This is a genomic window from Sphingobium quisquiliarum P25 (assembly GCF_000445065.1).
Classification (GTDB): Bacteria; Pseudomonadota; Alphaproteobacteria; order Sphingomonadales; family Sphingomonadaceae; genus Sphingobium; species Sphingobium quisquiliarum.
In genome coordinates, this window is sequence record NZ_ATHO01000052.1 from 1 (window position 1) to 16,340 (window position 16,340).

The 16,340-nt window shown below is 64.7% G+C and carries 17 protein-coding genes; 4 read left to right on the plus strand and 13 right to left on the minus strand.

Going from position 1 to position 16,340, the window contains the following annotated elements:
* The 8 genes from L288_RS28055 to rpsB form a co-directional block, all read right to left on the minus strand.
* Positions 1-398 (minus strand): site-2 protease family protein (locus L288_RS28055; protein ID WP_021237493.1); only part of this gene is annotated, 398 nt, incomplete at its 3' end.
* Positions 395-1,552: a 1-deoxy-D-xylulose-5-phosphate reductoisomerase gene (locus L288_RS28060; protein WP_021237494.1), complete on the minus strand. Its 1,158-nt coding sequence runs from the start codon at positions 1,550-1,552 to the stop codon at positions 395-397. The genes L288_RS28055 and L288_RS28060, both read right to left, overlap by 4 nt.
* Positions 1,552-2,328, minus strand: a complete 777-nt coding sequence (locus L288_RS28065; RefSeq protein ID WP_021237495.1) for a phosphatidate cytidylyltransferase — start codon at positions 2,326-2,328, stop codon at positions 1,552-1,554. The genes L288_RS28060 and L288_RS28065 overlap by 1 nt, the downstream gene beginning before the upstream one ends.
* Positions 2,329-2,333: 5 nt before the next feature.
* Positions 2,334-3,113, minus strand: coding sequence for an isoprenyl transferase (locus tag L288_RS28070; RefSeq protein ID WP_021237496.1), 780 nt, complete (start codon positions 3,111-3,113; stop codon positions 2,334-2,336).
* A gap of 44 nt (positions 3,114-3,157) precedes the next feature.
* Positions 3,158-3,715 (minus strand): ribosome recycling factor, encoded by a 558-nt coding sequence (gene frr / locus L288_RS28075; RefSeq protein ID WP_021237497.1) that lies wholly within the window; start codon positions 3,713-3,715, stop codon positions 3,158-3,160.
* 5 nt (positions 3,716-3,720) lie between these two features.
* Positions 3,721-4,446: a UMP kinase gene (pyrH, locus tag L288_RS28080; protein WP_021237498.1), complete on the minus strand. Its 726-nt coding sequence runs from the start codon at positions 4,444-4,446 to the stop codon at positions 3,721-3,723.
* 171 nt (positions 4,447-4,617) lie between these two features.
* Positions 4,618-5,544, minus strand: coding sequence for a translation elongation factor Ts (gene tsf, locus L288_RS28085; RefSeq protein ID WP_021237499.1), 927 nt, complete (start codon positions 5,542-5,544; stop codon positions 4,618-4,620).
* Between the two features lie 99 nt (positions 5,545-5,643).
* Positions 5,644-6,402 carry a 30S ribosomal protein S2 gene (gene rpsB, locus L288_RS28090; protein ID WP_021237500.1) on the minus strand — a complete coding sequence of 253 codons (759 nt, stop codon included), beginning with the start codon at positions 6,400-6,402 and terminating at the stop codon, positions 5,644-5,646.
* A 247-nt stretch (positions 6,403-6,649) separates the two neighbouring features.
* On the opposite strand from rpsB, the gene L288_RS28095 reads away from it, so the two are divergent.
* Complete coding sequence (locus tag L288_RS28095) at positions 6,650-6,877, plus strand: hypothetical protein (RefSeq protein ID WP_021237501.1); 228 nt, start codon at positions 6,650-6,652, stop codon at positions 6,875-6,877.
* 11 nt (positions 6,878-6,888) lie between these two features.
* Here L288_RS28095 and L288_RS28100 read toward each other — a convergent pair whose 3' ends face one another.
* Both L288_RS28100 and L288_RS28105 read right to left on the minus strand, forming a co-directional pair.
* On the minus strand, positions 6,889-7,614 hold the full coding sequence (locus L288_RS28100) for a CDP-alcohol phosphatidyltransferase family protein (RefSeq protein ID WP_051209617.1): 726 nt from the start codon (positions 7,612-7,614) through the stop codon (positions 6,889-6,891).
* A 50-nt stretch (positions 7,615-7,664) separates the two neighbouring features.
* Positions 7,665-8,399 carry a phosphatidylserine decarboxylase gene (locus L288_RS28105; protein ID WP_021237503.1) on the minus strand — a complete coding sequence of 245 codons (735 nt, stop codon included), beginning with the start codon at positions 8,397-8,399 and terminating at the stop codon, positions 7,665-7,667.
* Between the two features lie 166 nt (positions 8,400-8,565).
* Between L288_RS28105 and L288_RS28110 the strand changes: the two genes are divergently transcribed.
* The 3 genes from L288_RS28110 to L288_RS28120 all read left to right on the plus strand — a co-directional run bounded on the left by L288_RS28110 (position 8,566) and on the right by L288_RS28120 (position 12,027).
* Complete coding sequence (locus L288_RS28110) at positions 8,566-9,786, plus strand: NADP-dependent isocitrate dehydrogenase (RefSeq protein ID WP_021237504.1); 1,221 nt, start codon at positions 8,566-8,568, stop codon at positions 9,784-9,786.
* Between the two features lie 122 nt (positions 9,787-9,908).
* The gene (locus tag L288_RS28115; RefSeq protein WP_021237505.1) at positions 9,909-11,522 is read left to right on the plus strand and encodes a GNAT family N-acetyltransferase; all 1,614 of its coding nucleotides are present in this window, start codon (positions 9,909-9,911) and stop codon (positions 11,520-11,522) included.
* Positions 11,523-11,829: 307 nt separating this feature from the next.
* Positions 11,830-12,027 carry a KTSC domain-containing protein gene (locus L288_RS28120; protein ID WP_021237506.1) on the plus strand — a complete coding sequence of 66 codons (198 nt, stop codon included), beginning with the start codon at positions 11,830-11,832 and terminating at the stop codon, positions 12,025-12,027.
* Between the two features lie 122 nt (positions 12,028-12,149).
* Here L288_RS28120 and glmS read toward each other — a convergent pair whose 3' ends face one another.
* From glmS to glmU, 3 genes are all read right to left on the minus strand, one after another.
* On the minus strand, positions 12,150-13,973 hold the full coding sequence (gene glmS, locus L288_RS28125; RefSeq protein WP_021237507.1) for a glutamine--fructose-6-phosphate transaminase (isomerizing): 1,824 nt from the start codon (positions 13,971-13,973) through the stop codon (positions 12,150-12,152).
* Between the two features lie 96 nt (positions 13,974-14,069).
* Positions 14,070-14,927, minus strand: coding sequence for a metallophosphoesterase (locus L288_RS28130; RefSeq protein ID WP_031304069.1), 858 nt, complete (start codon positions 14,925-14,927; stop codon positions 14,070-14,072).
* Positions 14,924-16,216 (minus strand): bifunctional UDP-N-acetylglucosamine diphosphorylase/glucosamine-1-phosphate N-acetyltransferase GlmU, encoded by a 1,293-nt coding sequence (gene glmU, locus L288_RS28135; RefSeq protein ID WP_236613006.1) that lies wholly within the window; start codon positions 16,214-16,216, stop codon positions 14,924-14,926. Before glmU ends, L288_RS28130 begins: the two co-directional genes overlap by 4 nt.
* Positions 16,217-16,340: the final 124 nt, after the last annotated feature.

Here is a 16,340-nt window from a genome sequence, read left to right on the forward strand (position 1 = left end):
AAGGCGAAGGCGCCCAGGATCAGGATGGCGAAAAGGAAGTTGATCGCCGGACCCGCCGCCACGATCGCCGCGCGCTGCCACAGCGGCTTGGCGGGAAAGCTTTCCGCCCGGTCGCGCGCCGACATTTCCAGCCAGGCCGGATCGGTCTGGCTGGCGGCGTTCATGTCGCCCTTGAACCGCACATAGCCGCCCAGCGGCAGCGCGCCGATGCGCCATCGGGTGCCGCGCTTGTCGACCCAGGCGGCGATTTCCGGCCCGAACCCGATCGAAAAGGCTTCCGCCTTCACCCCGCACCAGCGGCCGACCAGATAATGGCCCAGCTCATGCACGAAGACGAGCGGGCCGATGACCGCGACAAAGGCGAGGACGGTCAGCAGGAAACCCGGATTCTGGATCAAGCAGTCAATCTTTCCATCACTTGCCCCGCCATGGCTCGCGCCCGTGCATCCACTTCCAGCACGTCTTCGATCCGGCAAGGCGCAGCCGCGCTATAGCGGTTCAAGACATCCTCCACAATCATGGCGATATCAAGGAAGCCGATGGCGCCTTTCAGGAAAGCGGCGACCGCGACTTCATTGGCCGCGTTCAGAATGGCCGGAGCCGCCCCGCCCTGCCCGGCCGCATGCCGCGCCAGGCGAAGCGCGGGAAAACGTTCCGGGTCCGGCGCTTCGAAATCGAGCCGCCCCGCCCGCGCCAGGTCCAGCGGCTGGCACGGCGTCTCCATCCGCTCCGGCCAGGCGAGCGCGCTCGCGATCGGAATGCGCATGTCGGGCGAGCCAAGCTGCGCCAGGGTCGAACGGTCGCGATATTCCACCATCGAATGGATGATGGACTGCGGATGGACCAGTATCTCGATCCGGTCGAGCCCGATGGGAAAGAGGTGCGCAGCCTCGATCAGTTCCAGCCCCTTGTTCATCATCGTCGCGCTATCGACGCTGATCTTCGCGCCCATCGACCAGTTGGGATGCGCCACCGCCTGCGCCGGGGTGATGCCGCGCATCTCCTCCCGCGAGCAGGTGCGGAACGGGCCGCCGCTCGCCGTCAGGATGATCCTTGCCACATCGTCCAAGAGGCTTCCGGCAAGGCATTGAAATATGGCATTATGTTCGCTATCGACCGGCAGCAGCGCCGCACCGGACTGCGCCGCCGCCTCCATCATCAGCGCGCCCGCTGACACCAGCGATTCCTTGTTCGCCAGCGCGACCGTGCCGCCCGCTTTCAGCGCCGCCATGGTGGGGCGCAGCCCCGCGCAACCGACGATCGCCGCCATGCTCCAGTCAGCGCCCGCCTGTGCGGCCTCCACCAGCGCCTCTTCGCCAGCGGCGGCCTGCACGCCCGACCCCTGCAACGCATCCTTGAGCGCGCCGTACAGGCCTTCATCGCCGATCACCGCGATGCTCGCGCCGCAGTCGCGCGCGGCGGCGGCCAGCCCGCCGACATCGCCAAAGGCCGTCAGCGCCACCACTTCGAACGCATCGCGATCGCGCCGGATCAGGTCCAGCGTGGACGTGCCCACGGAGCCGGTCGCTCCGAAAATCGAAATCTTGCGCATCAGCCGAGCACCAACACCAAATAAAGCAGCGCTGCGAGGGGCGCGACGGCCGCCACGCCGTCCAGCCGGTCCAGCACACCGCCATGGCCGGGCAGCAGAGTGCCGCTGTCCTTCACGCCCGCCCTGCGCTTCATCGCGCTTTCAAGCAGGTCGCCCAGTTGCGCCGCCACCGCGAGCAGCCCGCTGGCGGCGGCAAGCTCGACCGGCAGACCGGCCAGGCGATGGAGCAGGAACCCGGTGGCCAGCGCGGCAAGCACCCCGCCGCCCAGCCCCGCCCAGGTCTTGGACGGGCTGACTCGCGGGGCCAGCTTGGGCCCGCCGATCGAGCGGCCAGCGAAATAAGCCCCGATGTCGGTTGCCCATACCAGCGCCAATGCCCAGAAAGCGAGCAGCAGCCCATAGCTGTCGGGCGTCTGCTGCCGCAGATAGAGCAGCGCCATCACCGGCAGGACGACATAGGGAATGCCCAGCGCCAGGCGGACGGAACGCGTCACCAGCAGCACGAAGAAAAACGCCGCCGCGCCCAATGTGAACGCGACCCAGGATACATTGGCGGCCAACGGGCACAGCAGCGCCAGCGGCACCGACACCGCGAACATGGCCAGCCGCCTTTCTTCGGGCGTCGCGCTCACAAGCGCGCCCCATTCCCCCTGCATCAGCACGCCCGCCACCACCAGCAGCAGCCAGAACAGGAAACCGCCGGAATAGAGCGCAGCCGACGCCAGAAGGATCAGCGCGACGCCAACGATCGTGCGGGTGCGAAGCTCGCTGGACATGGCGCTCACAGGCCGCCGAACCGGCGGTCCCTCATGCGAAAGGAGTCAAGCGCCTGCGCCAGTGCCCGGCCGTCGAAATCCGGCCACAGCATGTCGGTGAAATAGAGTTCCGCATAGGCGGCCTGCCACAGCATGAAGTTGCTGAGCCGCTGCTCCCCCGACGTGCGGATCAGAAGGTCTAGCGGCGGCAGCGCGGCCGTGTCGAGATGCGCATCGATGTCGCCCGCCGCGATATCGGCCGCGCTCATCTCTCCCGCCTTCACCCGCTCGGCGAGGCTCTGCACGGCCCGCACCAGCTCATCCTGCGCGCCATAGTTGAGCGCGATGGCGACGATGGGCCCCTTGTTGCCCGCCGTCCGCGCAACCGCTGCTTCGATCAGTTCGACCAGCGAGGGATCGAGCGCCCTGTAATTGCCGATGATCCGCAGGCGGATGCCGTTGGCGTGGAACTCGTCCAGATCGGACTGGATGAAGTGCCGCAGCAGCCCCATCAGGTCCGCCACCTCCGCCGCCGGACGCTTCCAGTTTTCCGAGGAAAAGGCGTAGAGCGTCAGGCATTCGAGTTTCAGGTCCAGCGCTGCGCGCGCCACCCGGCGCACCGCCTCCACCCCCGCCTTGTGACCGGCGATGCGCGGCAGGAAGCGCTTTTTCGCCCAGCGGCCATTGCCGTCCATGATGATGGCGACATGGCGGGGACCGGACGATCCGGCGCGGACGCCATCGACATGACGCGCGCCAGCCGAAGGCGCGCCCTGTCGAATGTCGGGCTTGGCTTGGCTGGCCATCAGAAGAGAAGATGTGCGATGGACACGGGCGGAAGGACCCCGGCTCAGCGGCCGAGAATTTCCTTCTCCTTGGCCGCAGCCGCCGCATCGATATCGGCGATGGTGCTGTCGGTCAGCTTCTGCACCTCGGTTTCCATGCGCTTGCGCTCGTCCTCGCTGATCTCGCCCTTCTTCTCATCGGTTTTCAGGCTGTCCATGCCGTCGCGGCGGACGTTGCGCACGGCGACGCGCGCGCCTTCGGCATATTTGCTGGCGAGCTTGGCCAATTCCTTGCGGCGTTCCTCGGTCAGGTCCGGGATCGGCAGGCGCAGCGTCTGGCCGTCAACGATCGGGTTGAGGCCAAGGCCCGCCGAACGGATCGCCTTGTCGACCGGGCCGACATTGCTCTTGTCCCACACCTGAACGGACAGCATGCGCGGTTCCGGCGCGGAGACGGTCGCGACCTGGTTGAGCGGCATGTGCGCGCCATAGACCTCGACCGTCACCGGATCGAGCAGCTGGATATTGGCGCGGCCGGTGCGCAGACCCGCCAGGTCTCCTTTCAGCGATTCGACGGCGCCATGCATGCGGCGTTCGAGATCGGCTTTGTCATATTGGGCCATGTTGTTCAGCGCTCCTGATTTTGCACGATCGTCGCCACCCCGTCCCCGGCCAGCACCTTTGCCAGATTGCCGGTTTCGCGAATGTTGAACACGACGATGGGAATATTATTTTCGCGGCAGAGCGCAATGGCGCTCGCATCCATGACCTTCAGATTGTCGTTCAGCACCTTGTCGAAGCTGATCTGGTCATAACGCGCCGCATCCGGCACCTGCTTGGGATCGGCATTATAGATGCCATCGACGCTGGTGCCCTTGAACAGCGCATCGCAGTTCATTTCCGCCGCGCGCAGTGCCGCGGTCGTGTCGGTGGTGAAGAAGGGGCTGCCGGTGCCCGCCGCGAAGATGACGATCCGGCCCTTTTCCATGTGCCGCACCGCCTTGCGCCGGATATAGGGCTCGCACACGGACGCCATCGGGATCGCCGACTGGACCCGCGTGTCGTAACCGATCTTTTCCAGCGCATTCTGCACCGCCAGCGCGTTCATGACGGTCGCCAGCATGCCCATATAATCGGCGCTCGCCCGGTCGAATCCCTTGGCCGCGCCCGCCAGCCCGCGGAAGATATTGCCGCCGCCCACGACGACGCACAGTTCAAAGCCCGCATCCTTGGCCGCCGCGATCTCGGTCGCGACGCGGTTCACCGTCTCCGGCTCGATACCGAACTGCCCTTGCCCCATCAGCACTTCGCCCGAGAGTTTCAGCAGGATGCGCTTGAAGGGCGGGCGAGTCATGTGGCGGAAAGATCCATTACAAGCGGGCAAGGAAATGGCGCGCACCTTAGGCAGCACGCGCCATGATGTGAAGTCCTTAGCGTCCGGCGCGGACTTGTCGAGAAGCCTTGGCCTCCCGATGTCGTCCGAACCGAACGCTCTGTCAGATACAGCGGCTGATGCGGCGGGCGCTCAAACGCCCGCAGCGGCGGCGACTTCGGCCGCGAAGTCGCTCGTTTCCTTCTCGATGCCTTCGCCGAGCTGGAAACGGACATAGTTTTTGAGCGTGATCGACGCGCCCGCACCCTTCGCCGCCTTGGCGACGACGTCGGCGACGGGGGTCTTGTTGTCCATCACGAACAGCTGCGACAGCAGGGCGTTTTCCTTGGCGTACTTGGCCACCGCGCCATCGACCATCTTGGCGACGATTTCGGCGGGCTTGCCCGATTCGGCGGCCTTTTCAGCGGCGATGGCGCGCTCCCGCTCCAGCAGGGCGGGGTCGATATCGGCCGACGACAGCGCCAGCGGGAAAGCGGCGGCGATGTGCATCGCGATCTGCTTGCCCAGCGGCTCCAGCACATCGGCAGGCGCATCGCCTTCCAGCGCGACCAGCACGCCGATCTTGCCCAGGCCCGGCGCGGCGGCGTTGTGGACGTAGGGAACGACGACGCCCTGGCTCACTTCCACCTGGCCGACGCGGCGCAGCGTCTGGTTCTCGCCGATGGTGGCGATGTTCGACACCAGCTTTTCGGCGATCGTGCCGCCAGCCGGGTGCGCCTGGTTCGACAGCGCCTCGGCGTCCGAAACGCCGCTCTGCAAGGCGACCTGCGCCACGGTGCGCACGAAATCCTGGAACTGGTCGTTCTTGGCGACGAAGTCGGTTTCGCTGTTCACTTCGACGGCAACGCCCTTGGTGCCGGCGACGGCGACGCCGACCAGGCCTTCGGCAGCGGTGCGGCTGGACTTCTTCTGCGCGGCGGCGAGGCCCTTGGCGCGCAGCCAGTCGACGGCCGCTTCCATGTCGCCATTGGCTTCGGCGAGCGCCTTCTTGCAGTCCATCATGCCCGCGCCGGAACGGTCGCGCAGTTCCTTGACGGCGGCGGCGGTAATCTCGGCCATGTTTCGGCTCCTAAAAGTTTAAGGTTCAAATAAGCACTAGGGCGCGGTCCGGTGGAGCGCGCCCTAGCCTGTCAATCTTGCAGTTCGAAGACCGCGGGATCAGGCCTGGACGGCGACCTCTTCGGCTTCCGGCTCGTCCAGAGCGCCCAGATCGACGCCCGAAGCCTGCTGCGCGCCGCGGTTGCCCTTGGTCGCGGCGGCGGCGACGGCGTCGCAATAGAGGCGGATCGCGCGGCTGGCGTCGTCATTCGCCGGAACCGGGAAAGCGATGCCATCGGGCGAGACGTTCGAATCGAGGATCGCGACGACCGGGATGCCCAGCGTGTTGGCTTCCTTGATCGCCAGTTCTTCCTTGTTGGCGTCGATCACGAACATGACATCGGGGATGCCGTTCATGTCGCGGATGCCGCCCAGCGAAAGCTCCAGCTTCTCGCGCTCGCGGGTCATCTGAAGGACTTCCTTCTTGGTGAAGCCGTGGGTGTCGCCCGACAGCTTCTCTTCCAGGGTCTTCAGACGCTTGATCGAACCGGAAATGGTCTTCCAGTTGGTGAGCATGCCGCCCAGCCAGCGATGGTTGACGAAATGCTGGCCCGACTTGCGGGCGGCTTCGGCGATCGGGTCCTGCGCCTGGCGCTTGGTGCCGACGAACAGCACCTTGCCGCCAGCGGCGACGGTCGCCGACACGAAGTCCAGCGCACGGCCGAACAGCGGCACGGTCTGCGACAGGTCAAGGATGTGGATGCCGTTGCGCTCGCCGAAGATGTACGGCTTCATGCGCGGGTTCCAGCGGTGGGTCTGGTGGCCGAAGTGAGCGCCGGCCTCGATCAATTGGTGCATGGTGACGACAGGAGCCGCCATAATCATTCTCCTTCCGGTTCAACCTCTGGGAATCAGGAACTGGGGCGTCACGCCGTCAGCACCGGATATGTGCGATTCCCATGTGGAATGGCGCGCCCCTTAGCGCGCACGGCTGGGGGAGGCAAGGCTTGACTTGCTCCAAAGAATGGAACATATAGGGAACATTCGGAACAAAGCGCGGCTCAGCCCCGTTTCGACCGGCAATAGAGGAACAGTTGTTCCGTCGCAAATATGAAAGTGAGCGCCCATGTTCACCATTATTGCAGCCACCATTTTCCTGGCGGCCTTCCTGCTGGCGGCAGGCACGATCGTTGGCATGTTCGCCCTTTACCGGGACAAGATGATCGCGGCCCTGCTGTTCGAACCCATTCCCCAGGAAGCGCCCGTCTACCGCCTGCGGATCAGCCGCCGCCGCGCCACGCCGGACGCGCGCACCCCGGCGCGTCCCCTGCCCGCATCCATCTTCGCCGCCTGAGGACGTGAAGGTCAGGCAGCGGCTTTGGACTGCTGCTGCCGCCGGACGCGTGCGTAGGACATGATGCCGAACGGGATCGTCGCCACATAGACGGCCGAAAGCGCCAGCAGCGTCAGCCAGGGATCGGTGATCAGCAGCGCGGCCAGCAATCCGGCAACCGCGATCGCCTCCAGCCGGATGCGCTTGCGCAGCCGCAGCGCCGACCAGCTATAGGTCGCGATGCTGGAAATCATCAGGAAGGCGGTGAAAGCCGTCCACGGCGCCACCACATACCAGGCGCGGAAGATATCTTCCCCCGTCACCAGCCACAGATAAAGCGGTACGAAGGCGAGCCCAGCCCCGGCGGGCGCGGGAACGCCGGTCAGGAACCCGGCCGATTTATGCGGCTGTTCGTCAGCGTCGATATTGGCGTTGAACCGGGCGAGCCGCAGCGCGCAGGACAGCGCATGGGCCAGCGCGAAGATCCACCCGAATTTCGGCATGGCATGCAGCGCCCACAGATAAAGGATCAGCGCCGGAGCCACGCCGAAGGCGATGGAGTCCGACAGCGAATCCAGCTCCGCCCCGAAGCGGCTTTCCCCGCGCAGCAGCCGCGCGATGCGGCCGTCCAGCCCGTCCAGTATCCCCGCGATGATGATCAGCGTCACCGCCCATTCCCACCGTTCCGCGATGGCGTAGCGCACGCCGGTCAGGCCGCAGCACAGCGCCATGGCCGTGACCGCGTTGGGCGCGACCATCCGCAGGGTGATGCCACGGCGCAGGCCGCGCGGGATGGCGCGCCGCTGCCTCACTGCTGGATACCCGAAATGACGCGCGCGTCGCCGATCTGCCCCAGGATCGTCTCTCCCGCGACGGTCCGCTGCCCCAGCACCACGCGCGGCGCCGTGCCAGCGGGCAGATAGACGTCGACGCGGCTGCCGAAGCGGATCAGGCCGATGCGCTGCCCCGCCGCGATCAGGTCGCCCGGCTTCACAAAGGGGACGATCCGGCGCGCGACCAGGCCCGCAATCTGGGTAAAGCCCACGCGCACGCCGTCATGCCGCTCGATCAGGATATGCTGCCGCTCATTATCCTCGCTCGCCTTGTCCAGATCGGCATTCAGGAACTTGCCCGAAATATAGACGACCGACTTCACCATCCCGCCGATGGGCGTGCGGTTGATGTGGACGTCGAACACGCTCATGAAGATGGAAACGCGCACCATCGGCTGGTCGCCCAGGCCATCCGGCCCCGCCATCTCGCGCGGCGGCGGCACGCGCTGGATCAGCGTCACCAGACCGTCGGCGGGCGCGATGATCGCCCGCTCGTCCTGCGGCACCGCGCGCACCGGGTCGCGGAAGAAGGCAAAGACCCAGATCGTCACGATCACCATCAGCCAACCGGGAATCTCCCATCCGACCAGGAACAGCACCAGGGTGATCGCCACCGCGATCAGGCCGAACTTCACGCCTTCGGGATGAACCGTGGGGAAGCGCCACTTCACATTGCCGCCCAGGGCGACGGTGATTTCGTCATTTTCCATGGCATCGTCTTTAGGCACAGTCACTTGGGCTGACAACGGTCGATCCCCCGGCAAGTGCCGCGAAATCATGCGCCCTGCTTCACCGCCATTGCGCGGTTGAACATTGGCTCCGCTTTCCCTAGGGCGTTTGCAAAATTCCACCCGAACGAAGAAGGCGAAGAGGCGCATGGCGAAGATCAAGGTCAAGAACCCAGTCGTGGAGATCGACGGCGATGAGATGACGCGGATCATCTGGCAGTGGATTCGTGAGCGCCTCATCCTCCCCTATCTCGACATCGACCTCAAATATTACGACCTCAGCGTTGAAAAGCGCGACGAAACCAACGACCAGATCACCATCGATTCCGCCAATGCGATCAAGCAATATGGCGTCGGCGTGAAGTGCGCCACCATCACCCCGGACGAAGCCCGCGTCGAGGAATTCGGCCTCAAGGAAATGTGGAAGTCGCCCAACGGCACCATCCGCAACATCCTGGGCGGCGTCGTTTTCCGCGAACCGATCGTGATCAAGAACGTGCCCCGGCTGGTTCCCGGCTGGACCGACCCGATCGTCATCGGCCGTCACGCGTTCGGCGACCAGTATCGCGCCACCGACTTCCTGGTCCCCGGCCCCGGCAAGCTGCGCATGATCTGGGACGGCGCCAATGGCGAGAAGATCGAAAAGGACGTCTTCAACTTCCCCAGCCCCGGCGTCGCCATGGGCATGTACAATCTGGACGATTCGATCCGTGATTTCGCCCGCGCCAGCATGAACTACGCGCTGGGCCGCAACTGGCCGCTCTATCTGTCGACCAAGAACACCATTTTGAAGGCCTATGACGGCCGCTTCAAGGATCTGTTCCAGGAAGTGTTCGACAAGGAATTCGCCGATCAGTTCAAGGCCGCTGGCATCACCTACGAACACCGCCTGATCGACGACATGGTGGCCGCCGCGCTCAAGTGGAGCGGCAAGTTCGTCTGGGCGTGCAAGAATTATGACGGCGACGTTCAGTCCGACACCGTGGCGCAGGGCTTCGGCTCGCTCGGCCTCATGACCTCCGTGCTGCTCTCGCCCGATGGCAAGACCGTCGAGGCCGAAGCCGCGCACGGCACCGTCACCCGCCACTATCGCCAGCATCAGCAGGGCAAGTCGACCTCGACCAACCCGATCGCGTCGATCTTCGCCTGGACCCAGGGCCTCAGCTATCGCGGCAAGTTCGACGACACGCCGGACGTCACGCGCTTTGCCGAAACGCTGGAGCGCGTCTGCATCGAAACCGTCGAAGGCGGCGCGATGACGAAGGATCTGGCGCTGCTGATCGGCCCCGATCAGGCATGGATGACGACCGAACAGTTTTTCGAAGCGATCCGCGTCAATCTCGAAACCGCGATGGGCCAGTGGAACTGACCTGCGCGGAACAGAACTACGCGGAACGGAACTGATCGGCCGCTTGCGGCTTATTCAGAACGTTGGCGAAATGAGGCGGCGCTGGTCCACGGCGCCGCCTTTTCCATGACGGGAGATGATTGATGACCACCAAAGCAGGAAAGCGCCTGGAAGTCCGCACCGCCGTTCCGGGCGATGTCCGCGCCATCCTGCGGCTCATCGCGCGCGTCTATCCCGGCCTGCCCAACTATTCGCCCGCGACCGTCCGTGGCCAGATCAACAATTTCCCCGATGGCTGTTTCGTCGCCGTCTACGACAACCGGATCGTCGGCTATTGCGCGACCATGCGCGTCAGCAGGACGATGGCCTTTTCCTTCCATGATTGGGAAGAGATCACCGCCAACGGCTTCGGCACCCGGCACAGCGCCGCGGGCGAATGGCTGTACGGCTATGAAATGGCGGTCGATCCCAAGCTGCGCGGCCTGCGCATCGGCCAGCGTCTCTATGACGAGCGCAAGGAACTTGCCGAGCAGCTCGACCTGCACGGCATCGTCATCGCGGGCCGCATGCCCGGCTATGCCCGCGCCAAGCGCCGCGTCGATGGCCCCGCCGATTATCTGGACAAGGTGGTCCAGGGCAAGCTGCGCGACCAGGTCATCAGCTTCCAGCTCAAGAACCAGTTCGAACCGCTTGGCGTGCTCGAAAACTATCTGCCCGAAGACAAGCAGTCGGACGGCCACGCCGCCCATCTCGTCTGGCGCAACCCCTATGTCGATCCTGACGAAGCGCCCGAAATGCGGGTGCCGCGCGGCGTCGAAAGCGTCCGGCTCGCCACCTGCCAGCTTCAGGCGCGCGCCGTTGCGGACTTCGATGAATTTATCCGCAACATCGAATATTTCGTTGATGTGGCTGCGGATTACCGGTCCGACTTCATCATCTTCCCGGAACTCTTCACCCTTCCGCTGCTCTCCTTCGAAACCAAGAAGCTTTCCCCGATCGAAGCGATCGACAAGCTCACCGCCTATACGCCGCGCCTGACGAAGGAACTGACGCGGATGGCGCTGGAATATAATATCAACATCATCGGCGGCTCCCACCCGACCCGCGCCGACGATGGCGATATCCAGAACATCGCCTATGTCGCCCTGCGCGACGGATCGGTCCACACGCAGGAAAAGATTCACCCCACCCCCAACGAAGCCTTCTGGTGGAACATCAAGGGGGGCGATTCGCTCGACGTGATCCAGACGGACTGCGGCCCGATCGGCGTGCTCATCTGCTATGACAGCGAATTTCCCGAACTCGCCCGGCGGCTGGTGGACCAGGGCGCGCGCATCATCTTCGTGCCCTTCTGCACCGACAGCCGTCTGGGCTATATGCGCGTGCGCTATTGCGCCCAGGCGCGCGCGATCGAAAATCAATGCTATGTCGTCATGTCCGGCAATGTCGGCAACCTGCCCAATGTCGACAATATGGACATTCAATATGCCCAGAGCGCCATTCTGACTCCCTGCGACCTGCCCTTCGCGCGCGACGGCATCGCGGCGGAATCAACGGAAAATGTCGAAACCCTCACCATGGCGGACGTCAACTTGGCGGACTTGAGCTGGGCCCGCGCCGAAGGCACCGTCCGCAACCTGCGCGACCGGCGTTTCGATCTTTACCATATCGAATGGGACAGCAATCCCGATCACGGCCACGCCCCCAGTGGTGGCCCCGTCCCCGCGGGCGGCCACAACTCCCCCGGCGGCGGTTGATTGCCATCCTCCCATCAACGATGGGGAGGGGGACAGCGGCCAAGCCGATGGCGGAGGGGAACCCCGCAACGTCAGCCCCTTTCCCTCCCCGGCCTGCGCATCTTACCCCTCAAAAATTTTTCGCTGTCCTACAGGCCATAACCCCCGCTAAGCTCCCGGCGGCTCTTTGAACATTTAACATAATCTGTTGGACGCACAGCCGCAAAAGCCCGGTTTCCCGCGCCCTCCTCGTGTCACCTATGTCACCCGAATCCTACAGGGCGCATGCAGCGGGAAACATCGCCAGCCGCCAATCATTATCGCCAGCATGCCCTCCACAGTCATCCGCCACTTCGACTATGATGCGGCCGAACACCGGCTGGACGTGCAATTCGTCAGCGGCAGGCGCTACAGCTATTTCGAGGTGCCGGAAAGGCTGGCCGCCGCCATGCGCCGCGCCTCATCCAAGGGCAGCTTCTTCAACCGCCGCATCCGAGATCACTTCCGCTTCACCCGCGTGGAATAAGAACTGACATCCTGCCCATTCGGGCTGAGCCCGTCGAAGCCCCCTACCTTTAAACTTCTACAAGCTCAGGCGAACGATGAAGGCGGATGACAGGGACGATCACCGCATCAACAGGAGTAGCGTCACTCCACCGTGACGCTCTTGGCCAGGTTCCTTGGCTGATCGACGTCCGTGCCCTTCGCCACGGCGACATGATAGGCCAGCAACTGCACCGGCACCGCATAGACCATCGGCGCGATCAGCGGGTGGACCTTGGGCATGGTGATTGTCGCGATGCACCCCTCGCCCGCCGCCTGCACTCCGTCATAGTCGGAGATCAGCACCACCTTGCCCCCCCGCGCCTGCACCTCCTGCATGTTGCTGACGGTCTTTTCGAACAGCGGGCCGCTGGGCGCGAGGACGATCACCGGCACCTTGTCGTCGATCAGGGCGATCGGCCCATGCTTCATCTCGCCCGCCGCATAGCCTTCGGCGTGGATATAGCTGATTTCCTTGAGCTTGAGCGCCCCTTCCAGCGCCAGCGGGTAATCCGGCCCCCGCCCCAGATAGAGCACGTCCCGCGCTCCCGCGACCAGATGCGCCATCGCCTCGATCGATTCGTCATAGGCCAGCGCGGCGTTCAGCGCGGCCGGTGCTTCGGCCAGATGCCGCACCAGTTCCTTCTCGGCCTTCCCGTCCAGCCTGCCCTTGGCTCTGGCAAGATTGGCGGCAAAGGCGGCCAGAACCGCAAGCTGACAGGTGAAGGCCTTGGTGGACGCAACGCCGATTTCCGGCCCGGCATGGGTGGGCAGCAGCAGGTCGGCCTCCCGCGCCATGGTGCTGGTCGGCACGTTGACGACGGCGGCGATCTTCTGCCCTTCGCTCCGCGCGTGACGCAGCGCCGCCAGCGTGTCCGCCGTCTCGCCCGACTGGCTGATGACGATCATCAAGCCGCCATCCTCCATCACCGGCGCGCGGTAGCGGAACTCGCTCGCCACATCGATGTCGACGGGCACGCGGGCGAACTGTTCGAACCAATATTTGGCGACCATGCCCGCATAATAGCTGGTGCCGCAGGCGACGATGGTGACTCGCCGGATCGCGCCCAGATCGAAGTCCGGCACCGGCAGCGACACCTGATCCTCCATCCGGCGCAGATAGGACCGCAGCGTCTGCGCGACGACCACGGGCTGCTCGTAAATCTCCTTGAGCATATAATGGCGGTGATTGCCCTTGGAGATCAGCTCGCCGGTCACGCCGGAAATGGTGATGGGCCGCTCGACAGGATTATTGTCCCTGTCGAAAATCTCCGCGCCCCCGGCGGTGACGATCACCCAGTCGCCTTCTTCCAGATAGGCGATGCGCTGCGTCAAAGGTGCCAGCGCCAGCGCGTCGGAGCCCAGATAGGTTTCTCCATCGCCATATCCTACGACCAGCGGCGAACCCAGCCGCGCGCCGATCAGCATGTCTGGGCTGCTGCGGAACAGGATGGCGAGCGCAAACGCGCCATGCAGCCGGGGAAGCACCTGCGCCACCGCGTCCTTGGGCGATATCCCCTGCTCCACCAGTTCGCTCACCAGATGGGCGACGACTTCCGTGTCCGTCTCGCTGTCGAACACCCGGCCGCGCGCCGTAAGCTCCTCCCGCAGCGCCTTGAAATTCTCGATGATGCCGTTGTGGACGAGCGCCACTTCCTTCGTGGCATGGGGATGCGCATTGTTCGTCGTCGGCGCGCCATGGGTCGCCCAGCGAGTATGGGCGATCCCGGTCGTCCCCGGCAACGGATCGCGGTCCAGCTCCTTCACCAGATTGGCGAGCTTCCCCTCCGCGCGCCGCCGCTCGATCGCGCCATCGTGGATGGTCGCCACGCCCGCGCTGTCATAACCACGATATTCCAGCCGCCTCAGCCCCTCGACAAGCCGTTCCGCCACGTCGTCCTTGCCGATGATTCCGATGATGCCACACATGGATTCGGATGCCCCAAAAGCTGAAAAACAGACGGCTGGAAGCCGCCGCAGCCGCAGCTACCATGATCGGGCGGCAAGCGACAATGGCCTGTCACATCACTGCGGACGAATTGTGACCAGCCAGATATCGGGGCGCGCGAGCATGCGGATGGGAAGGCCGCTGGTGCCGACACCGGCCGACACCACCAGCGTCCTCTTTCCCTCATGATAGGCACCGCAGGCAAAGCGCTTTCCCAGCCGCGAAGGGACATAGACGATGCCCAGAAAAGGCAGCGCAACCTGCCCGCAATGCGTATGCCCGGCCAAGGTCAGCGACAGCCGGTCGGCCAAGGCGGGCAGGATGTCGGGGCCATGCGACAGGATCACCGGCGCGCCGCCCAGCGCCTTCATCGCCGCCAAGGTGCCGGGAATGTCCGGCCTGCCGGTATACAGGTCCCGCAGGCCCCCGATCGCCAGAGGCCCCCGCCGTACGGCCTGATTGTCCAGCAGGCGAATGCCGATCCGGGCGAACAGGGTGCGCCACTCCTTCCGCCCAGCCAGCGAATGGTGGCGCGCGTCATGGTTCCCCAATATCGCGACGACCCCCAGCGGCGCGCGTAGAGCGGCAAAGGGAGCGATGCTCTGCAATGCATCATAGGTCGCGCCACCCTTGTCATCGCCGATATAGTCGCCGCCCAGCGCGATCAGATCGGGCTTGAGGCCATTCACCATTCCGGCGATGCGCGCCATCCGCTCCGGGCTGTTGTCCGGCCCCGACAAATGCGTGTCCGTGATCAGGGCGACGCTCACCGCCCGGCGTGGCGCATCCTTGGGAAACGGCAGGGCGACATCCAGACGCCGCACGACCGGCATGGCGCGCGCATTGTCCAGCAGCCAAAGGCCAAAGCCGATGGCAAGCAGCAACGCGATCAGAAACGCCGCCAGCCAGCGCCTAGTCCGGGAAATACTCCTCACTTGGCTGCTTTGCGCGCCTGCATCTTCGCCCTGAAGCGGCTGGCCCAGCCCGGCTTGGCATTCTGCGCTGGCCGGACGAGACACAGGGCGTCGGCCTCGACATCCTTCGTCACCACGCTGCCCGCGCCCACGATCGCGCCGTCGCCGATCTTCACCGGCGCGACTAGCGCGCTGTTGGACCCGATAAAGGCTCCCGCGCCGATCTCCGTACGATATTTGAAGAAGCCGTCATAATTGCAGGTGATCGTTCCCGCCCCGACATTCGCGCCAGCGCCGATGATGGCGTCGCCAATGTAGGAGAGGTGATTGACCTTCGCGCCTTCGCCCAGTTCCGCTTTCTTGATCTCGACGAAATTACCGACCTTCGCCTTGGGGCCGACCTTGGCTCCCGGCCGCAACCGCGCATAAGGTCCGACCTCTGCCCCCACCCCGACATCCGCGCCTTCCAGATGCGAAAAGGCGCGGATGGTGGCATTGTCCGCCACCGTGACACCGGGGCCGAACACGACATTCGGCTCGATCAGGACGTCGCGGCCCAGAACCGTATCATACGCAAAGAAGACGGTATCCGGCGCAACCAGCGTAACGCCGTCGCGCATCGCTTCCGCACGGCGGCGGTCCTGCCAATCCGCTTCCACGCTGGCCATTTCGGCGCGGCTGTTGACGCCTGCCACTTCCCACGCCTCCGCTTCGATCACTGCGCTTTGCGCGCCGGGCAACATGACGATGTCCGGCAGATAATATTCGCCTGCCGCATTATCGTTGCCGATCTTGTCGAGCAGCACGAACAGGTCGGTCGAACGCACCGCCATCAACCCGGAATTGCAGAGCGTCACTGCGCGTTCCGCCGCATCGGCATCCTTATATTCAACCATCTTTTCAATGACGCCCTGGCCATCGGCGATGATCCGGCCATAAGCGGCGGCATCGGCAGGGCGGAAGCCAAGGACCACGGCACGCGGCTCGTCACCCTGGTTCAGCCGGTCCAGCATCGCGCGCATCGTTTCAGCCCGCACCAGCGGCACATCGCCGTAAAGGATCAGGATGTCGCCAGCAAAACCAGCGAGCGCGTCATGCGCCTGCGCGACCGCATGGCCGGTGCCCAGCTGCTTGTCCTGCACCGCGATCACGGCCCCCGTGCCCGCGACCGCCGCCTCCACCTGCTCGCGTCCGGCCCCGGCCACCACGACCTGCCGTTCAGGCTTCAGTTCCGAAACGCTTGCAAGCAGATGGAGCAGCATGGGCCGTCCCGCGACGGGATGCAGCACCTTGTGCCTGGCGGATTTCATGCGCGTTCCCTGTCCGGCGGCAAGGATGATGACGGCGACGGGGCGGGTGGCGGTCACGGGGAACGCGTCCTTCCTGAAAGATGAAGAGGCCAAGAATCTGGAGGCTCTCTGCCACGTTTGACTT